The organism is Streptomyces sp. NPDC001902 (assembly GCF_042891295.1).
GTDB lineage: Bacteria > Actinomycetota > Actinomycetes > Streptomycetales > Streptomycetaceae > Actinacidiphila.
The window spans coordinates 58,785-77,364 of record NZ_JBIATA010000039.1; the positions used below are offsets into that span (position 1 = coordinate 58,785).

At 72.0% G+C, this 18,580-nt stretch carries 12 protein-coding genes; 1 reads left to right on the forward strand and 11 read right to left on the reverse strand.

Annotated elements, in window-relative coordinates; all coding sequences use genetic code 11:
- Nucleotides 1–30: 30 nt before the first annotated feature.
- The 10 genes from ACFYYN_RS39785 to ACFYYN_RS39830 form a co-directional block, all read right to left on the reverse strand.
- Nucleotides 31–1,974 carry a glycoside hydrolase family 5 protein gene (locus ACFYYN_RS39785; RefSeq protein ID WP_500549664.1) on the reverse strand — a complete coding sequence of 648 codons (1,944 nt, stop codon included), beginning with the start codon at nt 1,972–1,974 and terminating at the stop codon, nt 31–33.
- 2 nt (nt 1,975–1,976) lie between these two features.
- Nucleotides 1,977–3,371, reverse strand: coding sequence for a phosphoinositide-specific phospholipase C-related protein (locus ACFYYN_RS39790; RefSeq protein ID WP_500549665.1), 1,395 nt, complete (start codon nt 3,369–3,371; stop codon nt 1,977–1,979).
- 154 nt (nt 3,372–3,525) lie between these two features.
- The gene (locus ACFYYN_RS39795) at nt 3,526–3,834 is read right to left on the reverse strand and encodes a hypothetical protein (RefSeq protein WP_500549666.1); all 309 of its coding nucleotides are present in this window, start codon (nt 3,832–3,834) and stop codon (nt 3,526–3,528) included.
- A gap of 232 nt (nt 3,835–4,066) precedes the next feature.
- On the reverse strand, nt 4,067–5,176 hold the full coding sequence (gene sbnA / locus ACFYYN_RS39800; protein ID WP_500549667.1) for a 2,3-diaminopropionate biosynthesis protein SbnA: 1,110 nt from the start codon (nt 5,174–5,176) through the stop codon (nt 4,067–4,069).
- 226 nt (nt 5,177–5,402) lie between these two features.
- The gene (gene sbnB, locus ACFYYN_RS39805) at nt 5,403–6,473 is read right to left on the reverse strand and encodes a 2,3-diaminopropionate biosynthesis protein SbnB (RefSeq protein WP_500324078.1); all 1,071 of its coding nucleotides are present in this window, start codon (nt 6,471–6,473) and stop codon (nt 5,403–5,405) included.
- On the reverse strand, nt 6,470–7,504 hold the full coding sequence (locus ACFYYN_RS39810; protein ID WP_500324079.1) for a TauD/TfdA family dioxygenase: 1,035 nt from the start codon (nt 7,502–7,504) through the stop codon (nt 6,470–6,472). Before ACFYYN_RS39810 ends, sbnB begins: the two co-directional genes overlap by 4 nt.
- Nucleotides 7,501–10,755 (reverse strand): non-ribosomal peptide synthetase, encoded by a 3,255-nt coding sequence (locus tag ACFYYN_RS39815; RefSeq protein WP_500549668.1) that lies wholly within the window; start codon nt 10,753–10,755, stop codon nt 7,501–7,503. Before ACFYYN_RS39815 ends, ACFYYN_RS39810 begins: the two co-directional genes overlap by 4 nt.
- A gap of 31 nt (nt 10,756–10,786) precedes the next feature.
- The gene (locus ACFYYN_RS39820; protein WP_500549677.1) at nt 10,787–13,387 is read right to left on the reverse strand and encodes a Pls/PosA family non-ribosomal peptide synthetase; all 2,601 of its coding nucleotides are present in this window, start codon (nt 13,385–13,387) and stop codon (nt 10,787–10,789) included.
- Nucleotides 13,388–13,835: 448 nt separating this feature from the next.
- On the reverse strand, nt 13,836–14,624 hold the full coding sequence (locus tag ACFYYN_RS39825; protein WP_500549669.1) for a hypothetical protein: 789 nt from the start codon (nt 14,622–14,624) through the stop codon (nt 13,836–13,838).
- A complete protein-coding gene (locus ACFYYN_RS39830; RefSeq protein ID WP_500549670.1) occupies nt 14,621–16,237 on the reverse strand; it encodes a serine/threonine-protein kinase in 1,617 nt (538 codons plus the stop codon). The genes ACFYYN_RS39825 and ACFYYN_RS39830 overlap by 4 nt, the downstream gene beginning before the upstream one ends.
- A gap of 185 nt (nt 16,238–16,422) precedes the next feature.
- On the opposite strand from ACFYYN_RS39830, the gene ACFYYN_RS39835 reads away from it, so the two are divergent.
- Nucleotides 16,423–17,385 carry a lytic polysaccharide monooxygenase gene (locus ACFYYN_RS39835; protein ID WP_500549671.1) on the forward strand — a complete coding sequence of 321 codons (963 nt, stop codon included), beginning with the start codon at nt 16,423–16,425 and terminating at the stop codon, nt 17,383–17,385.
- A 32-nt stretch (nt 17,386–17,417) separates the two neighbouring features.
- On the opposite strand, the gene ACFYYN_RS39840 is transcribed toward ACFYYN_RS39835, so the two are convergent.
- On the reverse strand, nt 17,418–18,428 hold the full coding sequence (locus tag ACFYYN_RS39840) for a questin oxidase family protein (RefSeq protein WP_500549672.1): 1,011 nt from the start codon (nt 18,426–18,428) through the stop codon (nt 17,418–17,420).
- Nucleotides 18,429–18,580 lie beyond the last annotated feature (152 nt).

The following is an 18,580-nucleotide window of genomic DNA, read 5'->3' on the forward strand; positions in this document are numbered from 1 at the left end:
GCGCGGTGGGCGGCGGCACGGACCCGCCCCCTACGGAAGCGACCGGCAGTACAACGCGTCCGGCGTGCGGGAGGAACCGAAGCGGCCGGTGTAGGCGATGCCCGCCGCGTACTCGCCGTCCGCGCACTGGCCCTTGTAGCTGCCGTACGCGAAGTCCCCGCCGGCACCCGACGCGGGACGGTCGTCGCCCCGGTCGAACCACACGGTGCGCCCGCCGCCGCCCAGGGCCGTGCCCGCGGTGGCGCACAGCGCGCTGGAGACGGCGGCGCCGCGGACGGCGTAGCCGAAGAGGAACGAACCGGCCGGGCACTGCAGCTTGGTGTAGCCCGAAGCCCAGTCCCCGCCCGACGGGACGTACCGCTCGTCCGTGACGACCTGGTACGCGCCCGAGGACGCCCACAGGTCCCCGGCGCCGGTGTCGGTGCACAGACCGCGGTTGCCGGTGTGGGCCAGCCCGATCAGACGCTGCCCGTCCGGGCACGCCGCCTTGCGTGCGCCGGGGTCCCAGTCGGGACGGGCCCGCATGCGCAGGCTCTGCACGAAGTCGCCGTGGTCCGGGCTGAGCATCGACCAGCGGGCGACGGGGGCCACGTACCCGGTGCGGCCGGGGCTGCCGACGAGCCGGGACCAGGCGCCGGCCCGCCAGTCGTCGCCGTCGTACGGGCCCATCCGGTGACCGGCGGCGTCCCAGTGCAGGAGCGCCCAGCCGTTGCCGTGGCGGTTCTCGTGCCAGCCCACCAGCGGCCAGTAGGCGAAGTCGGTGTCGGTCTGGATCAGGAAGTCGGTGAAGTTCGCGAACCACGCGCGGGACTTCTCGTTGGTCTCGTCCCGGCCGCCGACGCCGAACTCGCTGATCCACAGCGGTGCCGTGTAGTGCCGGCCGGTGTCCGACGACACGTAGAAGGCCTGCCGGCGCAGTTCCGCGAACAGCTCGTCGCGCCCGAGGTCGCTGTAGCGCGGGTCGTGGGTCTCGCCGATGCCGGTGGCGCCGCTGTGGCGGGGGCCGGTGTAGCCGTAGAAGTGCGCGGAGTACACCAGCTTCCCGGACCGGACGAGGGTGTGGGACAGCCGCTGCACGGGTTCGAGGGTGGGGCGGTCGTGGGGGAAGCCGTCGACGGGCAGGCCCGTCCAGTTGATGCCCTCGACGACGACCAGCAGGTCGGGGTTGGCCTCCTGGAGGATGCGGTCGCCCAGGTGCTGCGAGGCGGCGAACCAGTCGTGGTCGTCCCCGAGGCCCCAGTTGGGGTCGTCCCAGACCGAACGCCGCACCTCGTTGTACAGGTCGGCGCCGACGACGCGCTTGTTGTCGCGGTAGCGGCGGACCATGGACAGCCAGTCGTCCTCCCAGGCGGCGGTGGACTGCGAGGCGTTCCAGCGCTCGTTGCCGTCCACGTCGCAGCACCAGCGCGTGGTGTTGGTGTGGTTGTTGAGGATGACGGCGAAGCCCGCGTCCGTCAGGGCGGTGACCACGGCGTCGTACACCTGCAGTGGTGTCCTGCCGCGTAGTTGGGGGTTGGCCGCGACGGCCGCGTCGGTGACGGGGACGGTGTCGTGGATCATCTCGCCGGAGAACGGCAGCCGGACGCTGTTGATGCCGAGTCCGGCGAAGCCGGAGAGGATCTCGGCGATCGGCGCCCGGTCGAGGCCCAGCGGCATGCGGCCGGAGTCCTCGCCGGCGTGGTGGCTCGCGGGGTCGGCCGGATCTCCCGAGCCGTTCCAGGTGCCGCTGGCGCCGTGCCAGTTGCCGGACGTGAGCTTGAAGCGGTTGCCTTCGGCGTCGACGATGTAACGTCCGCGGGTGCTGAGCGGCGGGGTCCAGGACGCGGCGAGTGCGGCGGACCGCGCCGCGGGGGCGGCGGGGGCCGAGGGTTCCGGATCCCGCGCGAGCGCGGTCGTGGGGGTGAGCAGGCCGATGAGGGTGACGAGCGCGGCGGCCACGGCCGTGAGGGGCCGGCGCGGTAACGTCGCGGCCACGGCTACGGCACCACGGTGTAGGTGTTGAGCTGGTCGACCGCGCTCTTCGGCGAGCCGAGGTCGTAGCGGTCGACGGCCACGTACGTCGGCTTCTTGCGGGCCGCGGGCTCGCAGAAGTTCTGGGTGCGGTTGAGCAGCTTGCCGTTGTCGGTGGACGCGGTGCCGGCGATGGTCGTGTCCCGGAAGTGGTTCATGACGAACAGCGGCCGGAATCCGGGCTCCTCGCGGGTGAGCGGGACGTTGACCCCGGCGCCGTACCAGCGGCTGTAACAGGACCAGTCGGAGGTGCTCGCGCCGGAGCCCATCGACCAGTAGTTCTCCACGGTCCACTCCTGCTGGTACAGCACGCCGAAGCTGTCGCGCTCGAGACCGGTGTCGGAGCCGCGGGTCCGGTCGGTGAAGATCATCAGCTGCTTGCCGTGCGCGGCCAGGTCGGCCATGGTCGGCCAGCCGTGCTCGCGCACGCCGTCCTGGTCGGGGCGGTACAGGACGTCGTACAGACCGTTCACCCGGGAGAGCTCGGAGCGCAGCACCTCGGGGGAGACGTAGTCCTCCAGGAAGACGGTGACGAACTGCCCCGGGTGCTGCCGGAGGAAGTCGACCATCCGCTGCAGGTCCACCCAGAGGGCGACGGGACGGCTGACCAGCGTGCAGCTGTTGTGGCAGAGGATCGCGCCGTCCGGGGTCTGGTGGATGTCCATCATGAAGCCGCGGACGCCGTCGTCGAGTTGCTGCGAGATGCCGCGCGCCTGGTTGGGGAAGAGGTTCACGAAGGGCGGGGCGAAGCCGCCGTCGACGCCGTTGGCGTAGGCGTTGTGCGCGGTCAGGAAGGTGACCTGGTCCAGGGTGCGCTGGTCGGCGGGCGGCATGGCGGCCCGGGGGAGCGGGGTGGGTGTGAGGTACCACCGGGACAGCGGGCCCGCGGCGCCCACGCGCGGCCGCTCGGGGTACACGCCCCCGCTCGGCGCGTCGCCCAGGGTCAGACGGTCGGAGGTGCCGGGCACGCCCAGGGCGTACGTGCCGTCGCCGGCCGCCGTGATCTCCCAGGCCGCGCTCGCGCCGCCGCACGCCACGATCGCCGCGTCGGCGCCGGAACGCCCGAGGCAGTGGCTCGCGTCGTCGGTGCTGCGCAGTTCCTGCCCTCCGGTCACGGCGACGGCCGTCCACTGCTGGCGGTCCTCGTTGCCTTTGGGCCGGTGCAGCGCCACGGTGCCGCCGCTGTCGGAGGCGTTGAGGCCGTTCACGGCGCTCTGTACGGAGAAGGTGCCGCCTGGCGCGGCAGCGACGGCGGCCCCGGCTGCGGGTGGCAGCCCGGGCACGGTCACCGCGAGGACCGCGGCCGCCACCGCGCCTGCGCGGGGCAGGGAGACGAAGCGAGCGCTTCGAGAGGTAGTCATGCGCATGACATACCACCGGTAACGCTTGCCATGTAAGGGCGTGTCGGGCCGGGGGCGCCGGTTCCGGACGGGGATGCGGGCGCCGGCGACGGCGCCCGCCTTCACGTCGTGCGGACCGGCGGGTCATCCGGCCCGCGATGCCGCCCGGACCGGCTCAGGCTTCGACGACGCCGGGTCCGACCCATGCCTGGGTGGCGGTTCCGGGTCCGACCCATGCCTTGACGACGCCGGGTCCGACCCATGCCTGGGTGGCGGTTCCGGGGCCGACCCATGCCTTGACGACGCCGGGTCCGACCCATGCCTGGGTGACGGCTCCGGGGCCCACCCATGCCTTGACGACGCCCGGCCCCACCCAGGCTTCGGTCGAGGCCTCGGACTGCGGGCCGGTGGCGGCGACGACCCCCGCGGCGATCAGCAGAGAAGCGGCGGAGAGTGCCAGAGCGGTGGCGGCGCGGCGGATCATCGTAGGTTCCCCCTTGGTCCCAGGTGTCGTTACCGACCGTGCTCACGAGGCTACGGCGATGCTCCTGGGCGGGGGATGAGCACGCGTGCTCATTTCCGCGCGGCGGATCTACTCAGTGCAGGCGGCCCGAATGCCTCTTGCGGAACCCGGCCCGACGCGGACGTGCTGCTGCGGCGGTCGGGGACCGCCGCAGCAGCACGCGTTCGACGGGGGCGGCGTCGCCGCCCGGCCGTCAGTGCAGTTGACCGTCGGGTGAGACCGACGGCGTCCTCGCCGGTTCGGGTTCGGGTTCGGGTTCGGCGGGGGGTGCCGCGGGGGCGTTGGCCCACGCGGCTTCGGCCGCCGCCGCCCAGGCGGGGTCGGCCCAGGACGTGTCGGCCCGCTCGTCGGGTTCGAGGACGTCCTCGCCGTACAGGTCCTGCAGCCAGTTGCTCTGGTAGATCGTGTCGAGGTAGCGCTCGCCGAGGTCCGGCGCGATCGCCACCGACGTGAGGCCGGGAGCGCCGTTCTTCTCGAGCCAGCTCATCGCGCCGCTGACCACGGTGCCCGTCGAGCCGCCGAACAGGAAGCCGCGGCGGGCCAGCCGGTGGCAGGCGCGGATGGTGTCCGCCTCCTCGACCAGGACGACCTCGTCGACGAAGGACTCGTCGAGCAGCGGCGGGTGGACGCTCATGCCCAGCCCGGGGATCATCCGCCGGCCCGGGGCCCCGCCGAACGTCACGGAGCCGACGCTGTCCACCGCGACGACCTTCACCGGCCGGGACCACTCACGGAACCAGCGGGCGCAGCCCATCAGCGTTCCCGTGGTGCCGGCTCCAACGAACACGACGTCGACCTCGGGGAACTGCCGTGCGATCTCCGGAGCGGTCGTCCGGTAGTGCGCCCTCCAGTTGCCCGGGTTGGTGTACTGGCTGAGCCACACGTACCGGTCGTCCGAGGCGCACAGCGCGCGGACGAAGTCCAGCCGCGCGCCGAGGTAGCCGCCATGGGCGTCGGGTCCCGAGATGATGTGCACCTGGCTGCCCAGGGCCTTCATCAGGAGCCTGGTCGACAGGTTGCACCGTGCGTCGGTGACGCACAGGAACCGGTAGCCCTTGCTGGCGGCGATCATGCTCAGTGCCACGCCCAGGTTGCCGGACGAGGACTCGACCAGGATCGACTCCGGAGTCAGGATCCCCTCCCGCTCGGCGGTCTCCACCATCTCGGTCGCGGCTTTGAGCTTGATCGAACCGGCGAAGTTGAAGCCCTCGCACTTCAGGAAGAGCGGTTGCCCGAAGATCGACTCGAGGTCGACGAAGAGCTCTTCCTCGTTGAAGGCCTGGGGAACGGATATGACTGTCACGATGGCCTCCTCATCTGCAGCGCCTCTCCCGTCGAGACGGGGGAGCAACGCGTCAGCGGCCGCTGTGTCCTGCACTGATGAGCTTGCGTGGCTGGACCGTTGGTCTTTCCCGGAGGTGCGTCCGCATGCGGCTCCTTGTCGTCCGTCGCCGTGGTGCCCGCCCCTCCGTCGGGGGCCCGGGCCCAGGTCCGGGGGCCTGGGGTCGTGGGGGCGGGGTCGCGGCCGTTCATCCGTACCGGCGCAGTTCGTGGAAGAAGTCGTCGACGACGCGCAGCTCGCCGGAGCGCGCCACCTCGTCGTAGACGTACTTGCCGACCGCGAGGTCAAGGACTCCGAGGCCGAAGGGCGAGAACACCACGGGCCGGTCCTCGCGGAGCGCCACCCGCCCGGCGATCACGTCGTCCAGCGTGCCGGCCAGGAAGTCCCGGTTGCCCGTGAGCTGCTCCGCCAGGTGCGGCGACGTGTCCGCCTTCAGGCAGTGCTCGACGTCGTCGACCACGTTGGTCGAGCCGAGCACGATCTCCGGCGTGAGGTCGCGCAGCGACATGTGCAGCACGAGCGGCTTGTGCCCGAACCAGGTCATGTCCCGTACGTGGGGCTCGCCGGCGACGGTGGCGAAGACCACCAGGTCGCTCGAGCGGATGAGCTGCTCGGGGTTGTCGTGCAGGGTGATGCGTCCCGGGGCGCCCGTCTGTTCGACGTAGCCGCGGAAGCCCTTCGCGCTCTCGGTGGACAGGTCGTGCACGCCGATCTCGTCGAAGTGCCATCCGGTGCCCACCAGGTAGGTGTGGATGTAGCGGGCGATCAGTCCCGTCCCGAAGAATCCGACGCGCTTCGGGCGCCGGTCGGGGCGGCTCAGCCGGTCGGCGGCCAGGGCCGCCATCGCCGCCGTCCTGGTGGCGCTGATGATGGAGCTCTCCAGGCACGCGATGGGGTAGCCGGTGTCGTGGTCGTTGAGGATCAGCACCGCCGAGGCGCGGGGGATGCCCGCCGCCACGTTCTCCGGGAAGCTGGAGATCCACTTCAGGCCGTCCACGCGCACGTCACCGCCGATCGAGGCGGGCAGGGCGATGATCCGGGCCGTGGGACGGTCGGGGAACCGCAGGAAGTACGACGGCGGGTTCACCGAGTCACCGGCGGAGTGCAGCCGGTAGGTGGTCTCCACGAGCTCCGTGATCTGCTTCTCGCGCCCGTGCAGCGCGCGCTGGACCTGGACACCGGGGACCACCGCGAACGGCGGTACGGTGAGCGGCCCGGAGGGCGCGGAACCCTGTGCGGCGGAGCGGTTGCTGGTCATGCGGTGGTCACCTCGACGGTCGGGGAGCAGTCGGCCAGGCGCACCGCGTCGGCCATGCCGACCAGCACTTCACGGGAGCCCTCGTAGGCCTCGCGGCTGTGCGCGGTGCGGATGTTGTCGACGAGCATCAGGTCGCCCGTCTGCCAGGGCTCGCGGGCGGTGTTCGCCTCGTAAACGGTGTTGAGCAGCTGGACGACGTCCGCGCCGATCGGGTCGCCGTTGCCGAAGCGGGTGTTGAACGGCAGGCCCTCGGCGCCGTACATGTCCACGAGGTACTCGTGCACCTCGGGGTCCATCGTCCATTCGTTGAGGAACGCGATCTGGTTGAACCAGCAGCGCCGGCCCGTGACCGGGTGGCGGACCACGGCACTGCGCCGCTGGCGGGTGCGCAGGGCCCCGTCCGGCTGCCACTCGAAGGCGATGGCGTTGGCGCGGCAGTAGTCCTCGACGGCGGAGCGGTCGTCGGTGCCGAAGGCCTCGGCGACGGTCGCCCCGATCTCGTCGTTGTAGCTGCGGGTGAGCAGCCAGCCCTCGCGCTCGAAGCGCTGGACCAGCTCGGACGGCAGCGCCTCGAGCACGGTCGGCGCGTCGGCCACCGCCGTCGCCCCGCCCTTCTCCGGCGCGGTCAGGCAGGCGAACATCATCATGCCGGGGAACTCGAGCCGGTAGCTGAGTTCATGATGCATGCACATCGGCTGGTTGGGCGGCCAGTTGGAGGAGGAGTACAGGCCCTCGGCGTAGGTCCGCCGGGACGCGAAGGCCTCCTTCTCTGCGGTCAGCCGGCCGGCCAGTCGCTTGACCACGCCTGCGGCCTTGTCCGCGTCGGTGAGCCCGAGGCCGCGGATCAGGACCGAGCCGTGCTCGGCGACGACCGCGCGCAGCGCGTCGCGGTGCCCGTCGGCCCAGCCCGCCGGGTCCTGGACGGCCCCGGTGCGCAGGATCGGGGGTGAACCGGGCCGCAGCTCGAGGTCGAGCAGGGACGGAGGGGAAGCTGAGGTCGACAACTGCGTCTCCTCTCGGTTGCCGTTCATGGGGAGGCCAGGAGTTCGGCGGCGCGCAGGACCGCCTGCGCCACCTCGTCCGGGCAGGTGCGGGGGAAGTGGTGACCGCCGCGGGCGAGCTCGTACAGGTCGACGTGCTCGGCCAGCTGCTGCCACTCGCGGTACCGGCGGGAGTGGTCCGCCGTGTACGGGTCGTCGGCGGCGACGACCACGGTGACCGGCGTGGACAGCCGCACCGGCGGTGCGGAGTCCAACGCGTCGGCGAAGTATCGGTGGGCCGCCACGCAGTCGTGGCGGTAGGCGGCGGCCACGTGCCCGGCACGGGCCCTGCCCAGCTCGGCGAGCTGGCCGTAACCGCCGTCGCCGCTCAGTTCCGCGGCGATGTCGGCGTCGCTGCGGCCGGACAGCGCGTCGGCGGCGGCACGCCGTCCGGCGGAGTCGCCGAGCAACTGCGCGCCGAGGAACACGCGCTGGACCTCCACGCCCCGCTCCCGCAGCCGCCGGGCGGTCTCCACCGCGAGGGCGGTGCCCGAGGAGTGGCCCCACAGCAGGATCCGGGACAGTCCGCGGCCGGCGATCTCCTCGACCACCGCGTCGACCACCTGCGCCAGCGGCGCGAAGTCCTCGTCGCGGGAGGCCGGGTCGTGGCCGGGCAGTTCGACGGCGTAGACCGCACAGCCGGCGGGCCGCAGGGCCGCGGCCAGCGGCCGGAAGTTCACCGCGTTGCCACCGGCGTACGGGAAGCACACCAGGGCGCCGTGCGGCTCGCCGTCCGGCTCCGACAGGGCCTGCAGCAGTCCGGGCCGGCGCGTCGTCCGGCCGTCGACCACCTCGGCGAGGTCGGCGAGGACCGGGTGCGCGGTGACGTCCTTGAGGGAGATCGCGCGGTCCAGCAGGATCGCCAGCCGTACTGCGGACAGGGAGGTGCCGCCGCGGTCGAAGAAGTGGTCCTGGCGCCCGATCCGCTCCTGCGGGACGCCGAGCACCGTCGCCCACGCCCTCGCCAGGCGCAGTTCGGCGGGGGTGCCGGGGGCCTGCAGGTCCGTCCCGGCGGGGTCCCGCTCGGAGGTCTCCTCCGTGGCGAGCTCCGTCAGGGCTTTGCGGTCGATCTTGCTGTTGGCGGTCAGCGGCAGGCTCTCCTTCCAGTGGAAGGCCGCGGGCACCATGTAGGCGGGCAGGGAAGCCGCCAGGTGCTCGCGCAGCACGTCCGCCTCCACGGGCGCGGGGCCCGAGTAGAAGGCGACCAGCTGGCTGCCGTCGTCGCTGACCACGACCGCGCCGTCGCGCACCCCCGGCGCACGGACCAGGGTGTTCTCGATCTCGCCGATCTCGATGCGGAAACCGCGGATCTTGACCTGGTGGTCCTTGCGGCCGAGGAACTCCAGCGTGCCGTCCGGGTGCCAGCGGCCGTAGTCGCCGCCGCGGTACAGCCGCTCACCGGCGTGGTGGGGGTCGGTCAGGTACGCCTGCCGGGTGCGCTCGGGGTCGTTGATGTAGCCGCGGCCCACGCAGACCCCGGAGAAGACGACCAGACCGGGCGCGCCGAGCGGCACCGGGGACAGGTGCTCGTCGACGACGTACACCCGCACGTTGTTGACGGGCCGGCCCAGCGGCACCCAGTCGGTGTCCGGGACCCGGTCCATCACCGCGTGGTTGGTGTCGTCGCTGGTCTCGGTCAGCCCGTAGGCGTTGACCAGCTTCACGCCGGGCCGCACGGCGAACCAGCGCCCGATGAGGTCCTTCTTCAGGGCCTCGCCGGTCACCGACACGCAGCGCAGGTCCGGCAGTTCGCGCGGCTGCCGCTCCAGGGCGGACAGGACGACGTCCAGGTAGGAGGGGACGAGCTGGAGGACGTTCGCCCGGCCCTCGACGACCTTGTCGAGGAAGCGGTCGGCGTCCAGGATCGTCTCCTGCTCCACCAGCAGGGTGCGTCCGCCGACGAGCAGCGCGGAGACCAGCTGCCACAGCGAGATGTCGAAGCACTGCGGGGCGGTCTGCGCCACCACGTGCCCCTCGCCGATGCCGAGGTCGTCGATCTTGGCGTAGAGGTGGTTGAGGAAGCCCGCGTGCTCGCACATGGCGCCCTTGGGCTCCCCGGTCGAGCCGGAGGTGAAGTAGATGTACGCGAGCTGGTCGCGGGCGACCGCCACGCGGGGGTCCTCGCTCGGGTGGTCCTCGGCGTAGGCGTCCTCGACCGTCAGCCGCTGCACCTCGGGGAGCGCGGACAGCGCCTCGTCCAGCGTGGCGGTGCTGCCGCGCTCGGTCAGCGCCAGGCGGCACTCGGCCCGGGCCAGGGTGTTCCTGATCCGCCCGGCCGGGAAGTGCGGCTCGATCGGCAGGTAGGCGCCGCCGGCCTTGAAGACCGCCAGCACGGCCGCCAGCCAGTCCAGGTTCCGCTCGGTGACCACCGCGACCACGCCCTCGCGCTCCAGACCACGCGCCAGGAGGGCGTGCGCCAGGCGGTTCGCGCGGGCGTTGAGGTCGCCGTAGGTCCACTGGCGGTCCCCGTGGACGGCCGCGACCGCCTCCGGGTGCGCCCGGACCCGCTCCTCGAACAGCTCGTGCATCCGCCGGTCCGGCAGCTTCCTGCGCGGTCCGGCCATCCCGGTGAGCTGCAGCCGGTTCTCCTCCGCCGACAGCAGGCTCTTGCGGGTGTGCTCGGCGTCCAGGTCGGCGGCGATCCGCGCCAGGGCGGCCACGTGGTAGCCGGCGACGCGGGCCGCGGCGTCCTCGTCCATGACATCGTTGGCGTAGCGCAGCCGCAGCGAGAGCCGGCCGTCGCGGTCCGAGGCTCCCACCCAGAGGACGGTGCCGGGGGTGAGCTCGACGCCACCGCCGGACAGGTCGAAGACCGTCTCGAACAGCGGCTCGGCCAGGTCGAGCTCCTTGCGGAGCGCGTCGACGGGGAAGTCCTGGAAGGCCAGCAGCTGCGACTCGGCGCCGTGCGCGTCCAGCAGCAGGGACCGCCACGAGCCGGGACCCGCCGACAGCCGGCACGGCAGCACCGCGCCGCCCGCGGCGACGTAACCGGTCACGACGTCGGTCTCGCCGGCGAGCGCCGCCAGCACCTTGGCGTGCGCGGCCAGCAGCACCGAGCCCACCGGGACGGCGACCTCCTCGGCCACACGGCGCACGGACGCCGTGAGGCCGTCGGGGACCGCCACCACGTGCTCGGCGGCGCCGGTGGCCGGTTCGGGAGTCCAGCGGGGGATCGCGGTGAACCCGCCCTTGACGAGCACTCCGCGCCAGAACTCCCGGCCGGCCTGCGCTGCCATGTCCATCGACTTGCCTCCACTCGCGGTTTCCACGGGACTACACACCGCTGATCAGCGCGGTGGCGCGATCGCCGCCGCTGTTCGGGGTCTTCGGGTTCTCGGGCATCTCCCGGGCGGGGTTGCCGCCCCACCGGGCGAGCGCGGGGAGCTCCTCGCCCTTCATCACGAAGGAGTCCGGGGCGATCACGGCGCCGTCGCCGACGGTCACCCCGTAGTGGACGAGGGCGCCGACCCCGAGGGTGCAGCCGGCACCCAGCGTGCTGTGGTCGGACTTGAAGGCGCCGTCCTCCTGGGAGTGGCTCTGGATGACCGTGCCGGCGTTGAGGGTGCAGTCGTCGCCGATGGCGGCCAGGGAGCGCTCCGGGAGGAAGAGGCCGTCGTCGAAGACCCGGCGCCCGATCCGCACGCCGAGCAGACGCCAGACGACGTTCTTGAACGGGGTGCCGTTGAGGACGTTCAGGTACTCCGTCGCGGCCGTCACCTTCCAGTAGCGTTCGTGCCGCCAGAAGTCGAGGTCGTAGATCGAGCAGTACAGCGGCCGCAGCCCGCGGAACCTGGTGACGATGCGCTCGCCGAGCACGATGTAGGTGACGGTGACCACCAGGACCACGACGTTCGCGACCGCGACCGCGGTGGCGCCGTACGCGGGGTAGAGGTCGGCGGCGACGGACGCGGTCAGCGCCACCAGGAAGAGCAGCAGCCACTGCAGCAGCAGGTGGAGCACCGCGGTGCCGGTGTTGTGCTTGTTCTTGTCCGACAGCAGGCGGTGGAACGCTTCGCCGTCCTTCAGGTGGTCGAATTTGCTGTCGCGGTCCACCGTGCGGGGAATCTCGAAGCTGGGCGAGCCCAGCAGTCCGACGTTCTCCCGGACGGGCCCCTCGACGGGGACCATGACCTTGGTCGCCAGCAGGCAGTTCTCGCCGGTCCTGCCCTGGGGCGGATAGGCGATGTGGTTGCCCAGGAAATTGTGCGGGCCGATCGCCGTCCGGGTGACGCGGAAAGAGGTGCTGGAGTAGTCCGCATTCATGATGGACAGTCCGTCGGCGACCATGGTCCCGCTGCCGACCTTGCTCAGGTACGGATTCTCGTGCTTCACCTCGGTACCGAAATTCGAGCCGGTCTGTTCCACCGGCGACAGGTCGTACCCGATGGCGCGCAGGTAGTGCACGACGGCGGAACTGTCGCCGAAAAGGACGCGGAAGAACTTCCGGTTGGTGAGGAAGCCGATGGTGCGGTGGATCCCGTAGCGGAACCCGTAGAGCGGGTGGACCGTGTCGGGCTTCACGAGCGGGTGCAGCATCCGCGGCACGGTGACCGCGACGAGGAGGCCCAGCAGCACCGCCCCGCAGAAGAGGACGAAGGAGGCGGCCAGGGCGTCGGCGTAGAAGGTCCACGTCGTCAGGGCCACCGGGCCCGGCTCCAGCAGGAGGTCCAGGCGCGGGACCACCGCGAGAAGGATCGCCACCCCGCCGACCGCGACCGGGATCCAGGCGGCCAGGAGGATCAGCAACTGACTCAGGCAGTAGGTGACACGGCGGCTCCTGCCGCACTGCACCGGCGCGACCACGCGGTAGTCCGCGGCGCCCGGCTGGGCCGGGGAGCCGTGCCAGCGCTCGCCGGCGGGGACGGCCTGGCCGCTGTGGAGCGAGGAGGCGTGGCCGAGTTGGGCGCCGTCGCCCATGGAGGTGCCGATGTCGAGCACGGTCACCTCGCCGATCAGCACTTCCTTGCCGAGCGTGACCGGACCGGTCTGGATCACCCCCGAGTACCCCCGGTAGCAGGAGAAGTACGAGTCCTTGCGGATCACCGTGCCGTCGCCGATGGTCAGCAGGTCGGCGCAGACCGGGACGTGCTTGGAGAAGATGGCCACCCCGCGGCCTATTCGCGCGCCCAGCGCCCGCAGGTACAGCACGTACAGCGGTGAACCGACGAACAGCACCATGGGGTTCGACCGGATCAGGGTCCGCACGCACCAGAACCGGAAGTACGCCAGGCTCCAGATGCGGATCTCCTGCGGCTTCCACCGTCCGACCAGGAGCCACTTGCCCGCGACCGGCAGGACGCAGACGCCCGCGAAGGCCGCGCCGCCGAACTCGACGGACCGCAGATAGGTGTCGAAGGGGCTCGTGCCGGCGGATATCCACTCCGCCCCGCGCGTCACCACGAGCGCGGCGAGGTACGAGTAGCCCAGGAAGAACAGTGCCTGCAGCACGCCGCAGAACACGTAGCGCCGCGTGCCCTTCGCCGCCGTCACCTGGATCGGCTCCGGGAGCGGCACGTCGGCGAGGGCCTGGGTGGCGGGGGTCAGGGCGCCGACCGGCGGGGCGTCCGCCAGGGCCGTCGCGAGACTTCTGATCGTCGGGTACCGGTAGATGTCCTTCATCGACACGGACGGCAGGTCCTGGTGCTTCCGCACCCGGGCGCAGAAATGTGCCATCACCAGGGAGTCGGCACCCATTTCCGTGAAGAAATGGCTGTCCACAGACACTCGGTCCGTGTGCACGATGCCCGCCAGGATGTCGGCGAGGATCCTTTCCGTGCCGTCGGCCGGGGCGGTGTAGGGGCGCCCGGTGGTTGAAGATTCATCGGGATCCGAAGCGGGATCCGACGCCAGGACCTCTGCAGATTTTTCCACGATGTGAGCTCCTTGAGGAAAAGTCGACCACGGGCGGCCGGTAAAGCCGGTACCCGGTGTCCCTCTTGCCCCGGCTATGGGCCGGAGCGAGTAATCCGGAAGCCATGCGGTCGTGAGCTCTTCTCTCGCCATACAACCATATGTCGCTCCTCGTAGTCTCCGCCGTCCTCGTTCGGACTGCCACTCGAAGATGATCGAAGTGGTATGTCGCGGCCCTGGACTGCGCAAATGCTCGGGAAGTCGCGATGAATCGACGAGTACCGTTCCCGAAAGGCGGAAAAACCACCGATTCGCAAGGTTGCGGGAAAGCCGCGGAGATGCGATAAGCGCTACCGAGAGTGGTCGTCCCGGTCAAGAGAGTTAAAAGGCGACGGCTGTGTGCTGAGGCCTCGTCATATGGCTGAGCCCGCCCGCGCACAGGGTGCGCGGGCGGGCTCGGTGGTCGCGGGGGTCACGGGCAGTCGTACGAGAAACCCGTCGTGACGGCGCGGTGGCCGGGTGTGGTGATGCGCAGTTCCGCCTGCGCCCGGTACGTGCCGTGACCGCGGAAGGTCCACAGCAGGTGCAGCCGCGCCTCGTGGCGGCCGCGGGGCACCTCTTCGTACAGCACGTCGGAGGAGGTGCCGTCGTTGCGTAGCCATCGGTAACTGATCGTGCCCGGGAGCCCGTTGGTCGTGACGACGGCGACGAGGTCGACGGTCGTGTCGCACGCGGGTGCCGACGGGGACGGGGTCACCGTCACCCGCTTCACCTCGAGGCCCGGACCGAAGCGCTGCCAGGCCAGGAAGACGAGCACCGCCACCAGCACCGCACCGGCCAGTACGTACCGCCGCGGCCACCTGCGACGATGCGGTCCGGGCGGCGGAAGCGGGGTGATCCGGCCCCGCCACACCTCGGCGGCGACGTTGGCCCGGGCCGCCGCGGCGGGTGTGACGCCGGGCCCGAACCGCATGACCTCGCCCTCGACCCGGTCCGGCAGGACGACGGTGGGGCCGGCCTTCACCGTCGGTACCGCCCCCTCGGCGCTGACCACGGGCTCGAGCCGGGCCGTCGGCAGTGCCGACGGCGCCCAGTGCTCGGCGAGGACGGTCGCGCTGTACTCGGGATCGGCGTCCTGCGGCGTCGTGCCGTGCGGCCTCGCGTCCTGGGGGCTCGCGTCGTTCGGCGCCGCGTCCGTGGGGCCGAGACGGAAGGTGCGCTCGGTGTCCTCCTCCGGTGGGAGGTCGCGTGACCCGTTCACGTGATCACGCAACCACGGGTGAGGATCTGCTGGAACGACTGCCCGTTGGCCGCCGTCGGGTCGGTGGTGGCGACCGCGCCGAACCAACAGCCGCTGCCCCGCGGGAACGTGTGGTCGGCGGTGAAGGAGTACGAGGTGGAACCGCTGCGGGTGAAGGTCTGTGCGCCGTCGGCGGTGCCGGGCTCTCCCTTCGCGTCGCTCGTGTACCAGGTCACCGTGACGGTCACGGGGCGTGCATCACTGGTGCGGAGCCGGATTGTGGCCGAGGCACTGAATACACCCGTCTGGGCGAGCGAGGTGACCGAGACGTCGCTCACGCTCACCGGGGGTGTCGTCGATGCCGAGGGCGACACCGACGGCGTCGCCGTCACGGACGCGGAAGCCGTGGCCGAGGCCGTCGTGGTCGGCGTCGGTGCGGCCGGCGTGGTGACGGCGGTCGCCCCGGTGGAGGCCGGGGCGCTCTCCGGCGTGGAGGGCGACGGGCTCGGGGAGCCGGGCGAGGGACTGCCCGGCGGAGCCGTCGTCCCCGGCGCTTCGGAGGTGCCGCGCGGGGTCGCTCTCGTCGTTTCCCCTGTCCAGTTGGCGGTCGTCCGGTGCGGGCCCTCACCCGAGGCCACCGCGGCGAAGGTCAGCAGCCCGGCGATGACCACACCGCCCACCGCGGCGAGCATGCCCTGACGTGTCAGGCGCCGTGCGCCGCCGCCGACCATGGTCGTGGCCAGGTCGACCGTCCCCGGCCCGGGTCCCGCCGACGGGAAGAGCAGCGGCAACAGCGCCGCGAGCGCGGCGAGCCTGCGCTGCCCTCGCTCCTCCCAGTCGTTCCCATAGGCCGCTCCCGCGATCACCTCCAGTTCCGCCACGAACGCCTCGGCGTCCACCGGACGCAGCGCCGGGTCCTTCGCCATCCCGCGCAGGATCAGCTCACGCACCGGCTCCGGTGCCTGCTCGACCGGCACCGGCGCTTCGATGTGCTGGACGGCCAGCTCGGCGAAGTTCTCACCCTGGAACGGCTTGCGGCCGGTCAGGCACTCGTAGAACGTCGCGGTCGCCGCGTACACGTCGGTCGCGGGCGATGCCGGGCGCCCGTTCCACTGCTCGGGGGCCATGTAGGCGGGCGTTCCCGCCACGGCCCCCTTGGTTCCGCTGCGCAGGGCGATGCCGAAGTCGACCAGCTTCGACGATCCGTCCGCCGCGACCAGGACGTTCTCCGGTTTGTAGTCGCGGTGCACCACACCGGTGCGGTGGGCGGCGGCGAGGCCGAGCAGCGACCCCTTGAGCACCACCAGGGCTGCTTCGGGCCCGGTGGCTCCTTCCTGGCGGAGTAACTCCCTCAGCGCCAAGCCGTCGACCAGCTCCATGACGATGGCCGCCCCTGCGGGACCCTCCACGTACTCGTACAGACTGGCGACATATGGGGTGTGGAGACCTCCCAGCAGCTGTGCCTCGGCTCGGAACTCCTGCACGAACTCCGGGTCGCCCCGCAGTTCGTCGCTCAGGTACTTGATCGCGACAGGCGTTGACGTGGCGTCATGGGACGCGAGCACCACGCGACCGCAGCCGCCCGAGCCCAGTTCTCTGGCCTCGGTGTACCCCGGAGCCCTCCAGCCGCTCATTCACTTGTCCCCCCTGCATGTGGCGCGGTGCCGGCGACCGCGTCGACTTTTCCTCAACAGACACGATTCCTCGGCGACCGGTTCCCGGGGAACCCCCCACCCGGCTGAACACCCCCCGCCGACCGTCCGTACTACGGGGGGACGTGCGTTCCGATCCACCGAACGGCAACAGGAAGGCGGCCGGCATGGCCCCATCGCGCCACGTGCTCAGCTCCGTCGTCGCAGGCACGGCCACGTTGCTGCCGCTGGCCCTGGCGGGACCGGCGGCCGCCCACGGCGCGCCGGTGTCCCCGGTGAGCCGCGCCGCGGCGTGCGCGTCCGGAAGCGGACAGTACGTGGGGACGGCCGCCTGCCGGGCCGCCGCGGCCGCCAACGGAGGGAGCCGGCCCTTCGCGGACTGGGACAACCTCCGCGTCGCCGGAGTCGCGGGCCGCGACCGCCAGGTGATCCCGGACGGGAAGCTGTGCAGCGGCGGGCTGGCCGCCTTCCGCGGCCTCGACCTGCCGCGCTCCGACTGGCCGGCCACCCGGCTGACGCCGGGCGCCGCCTTCACCATGGCGTACGGGACGACCATCCCGCACCAGGGCACGTTCCGGCTGTACCTCACGAAGGAGGGCTACGACCCGACCCGCCCGCTGACCTGGTCGTCGCTGGCGAGCGACCCCTTCGTGAAGGTCACCGACCCGCCCGTGTCCGGCGGCGCCTACCGCATCAGCGGGCGGCTGCCCTCGAACCGCACCGGGCACCACGTCCTCTTCACGATCTGGCAGAACTCCTCGACACCCGACACGTATTACTCGTGCTCCGACGTCGTCTTCCCGGCCGCCGCGGCCAAGGCACCGGCCAAGCCCGCGAAGCCCGCGAAGCCGGCGAAGCCCTCGCCGGCTTCGGCCTCCGCGACGCCCGGAGCCGCGGCGTCAAAGGGCACGGCGTCCCCCTCCGCCATTCGGACGGCCGGATCCCCCGCGGCCGCCCAGGCCTCCCCGCGGGACGCCGTGCGTACCCCGGCCACCCAGCCCGTGGCCGCCGAGAGCGGGGGACCGGGGCGCACCCTGCTGGCCCTCGGCAGCGCCACCCTGCTCGGCGGCATGGCCGCGATCGCCCTGCTGTTCCGGCTGCGCCGCTCACCGGGCACCCGGGGCCGTTAGGTCCTGTCGTCCAAGCCCCGCCGGGCAACCGACTACCGCAGCGGTTCGCTCAGTTCTATGGAGCGCAGTGCGGCCGCCAGGGCCGGTCCGTCGCCGACGTCGAGGGCGGTGTCGGTCAGTTTGATGACGTGTTCGTCGCCGTGCTCCAGGGCCCGTTCGAAGACCTCCTCGGACGTGAAGGTGCCGGGCGGGGTGTACGCGTCCGGCGCGTCCGGCGCGTACATCGCGGTCACCGCGGCGGAGGCCGTCCAGGCGGCCCGCAGGCTCGGCACCCACAGGGCGCGCGGGAGCGCGGGCAGGGTGCGCAGGACGGCGTTGGGGGCAGTGGCCGCGTGGACCAGCATCGTCTCCTCGCCGTGGCCGTGGGTGGCGTACCGGTGGGTGGCCGCCCGCACCAATTCGGTGAGGCGGGTTCGGGCCTCGTCCGGGTCCGTGACCGCCGCCGCCCACACCGGCAGGCCCGTGACGCGGCCGAGCCGGGCCGGGAAGCCGCCGTCCCGTACGGCGAGGGGCACCACCGCGTCGAGGGCGGCGGCCGCGCTGCCCGCGCCGGGCAGGGGTGCGAGGTCCGCGACGGGGTGGTGGCGGGCGGCCCAGTAGCCGAGGCCGTGGGCGAGTTCGGCCAGACGGGGTCCGGTGCTGTCGCCGGCCAGCAGGGTGCGTACGGCGTGGCCCACCCGGATCACCGGGTGCGTCGAGCCGCCGTACAAGCCGGGCAGGAGTCGGGGCCACCACAGCGTGAGCACCTCCCGCCAGGGATGCTCGGCGATCTCGCGCCCGAAGTAGCCGATCCAGTCGGCGGCCCGGCGCGGATCGCCGAGCGCGGCACGCCAGTTGCCGGCCGTGACCTGCTCGGTGCCGGACGGGAACTCCTCGAGCTTGCGCGCGTAGAGGTCGAGCCAGCGGTGCACCGAACGGGCCTGTCCGTGGGCGGCGAGGGCCTCGACGGCCATCGGCGCGTGGTTGGTGAGCCGTCCGAGTCGTTCGGGCCCCGATCCGTGCAGTCGCTGGAGCGCCTCGTCCAGGGTCCCTGTCGTATCCATGGCCAGGACAGTAGGCGGGGCGCCGCGGCGGCGTAACCGGCCGCAGGCGTAGGACCTGGCCTAGGTTCTGTTTCTTGGATCATGTGCGGAGCCAGATCATCAGGGCTGCGACGGTGACGGTTCCGAGGTAGGTGTAGGCGCGTTTGTCGTAG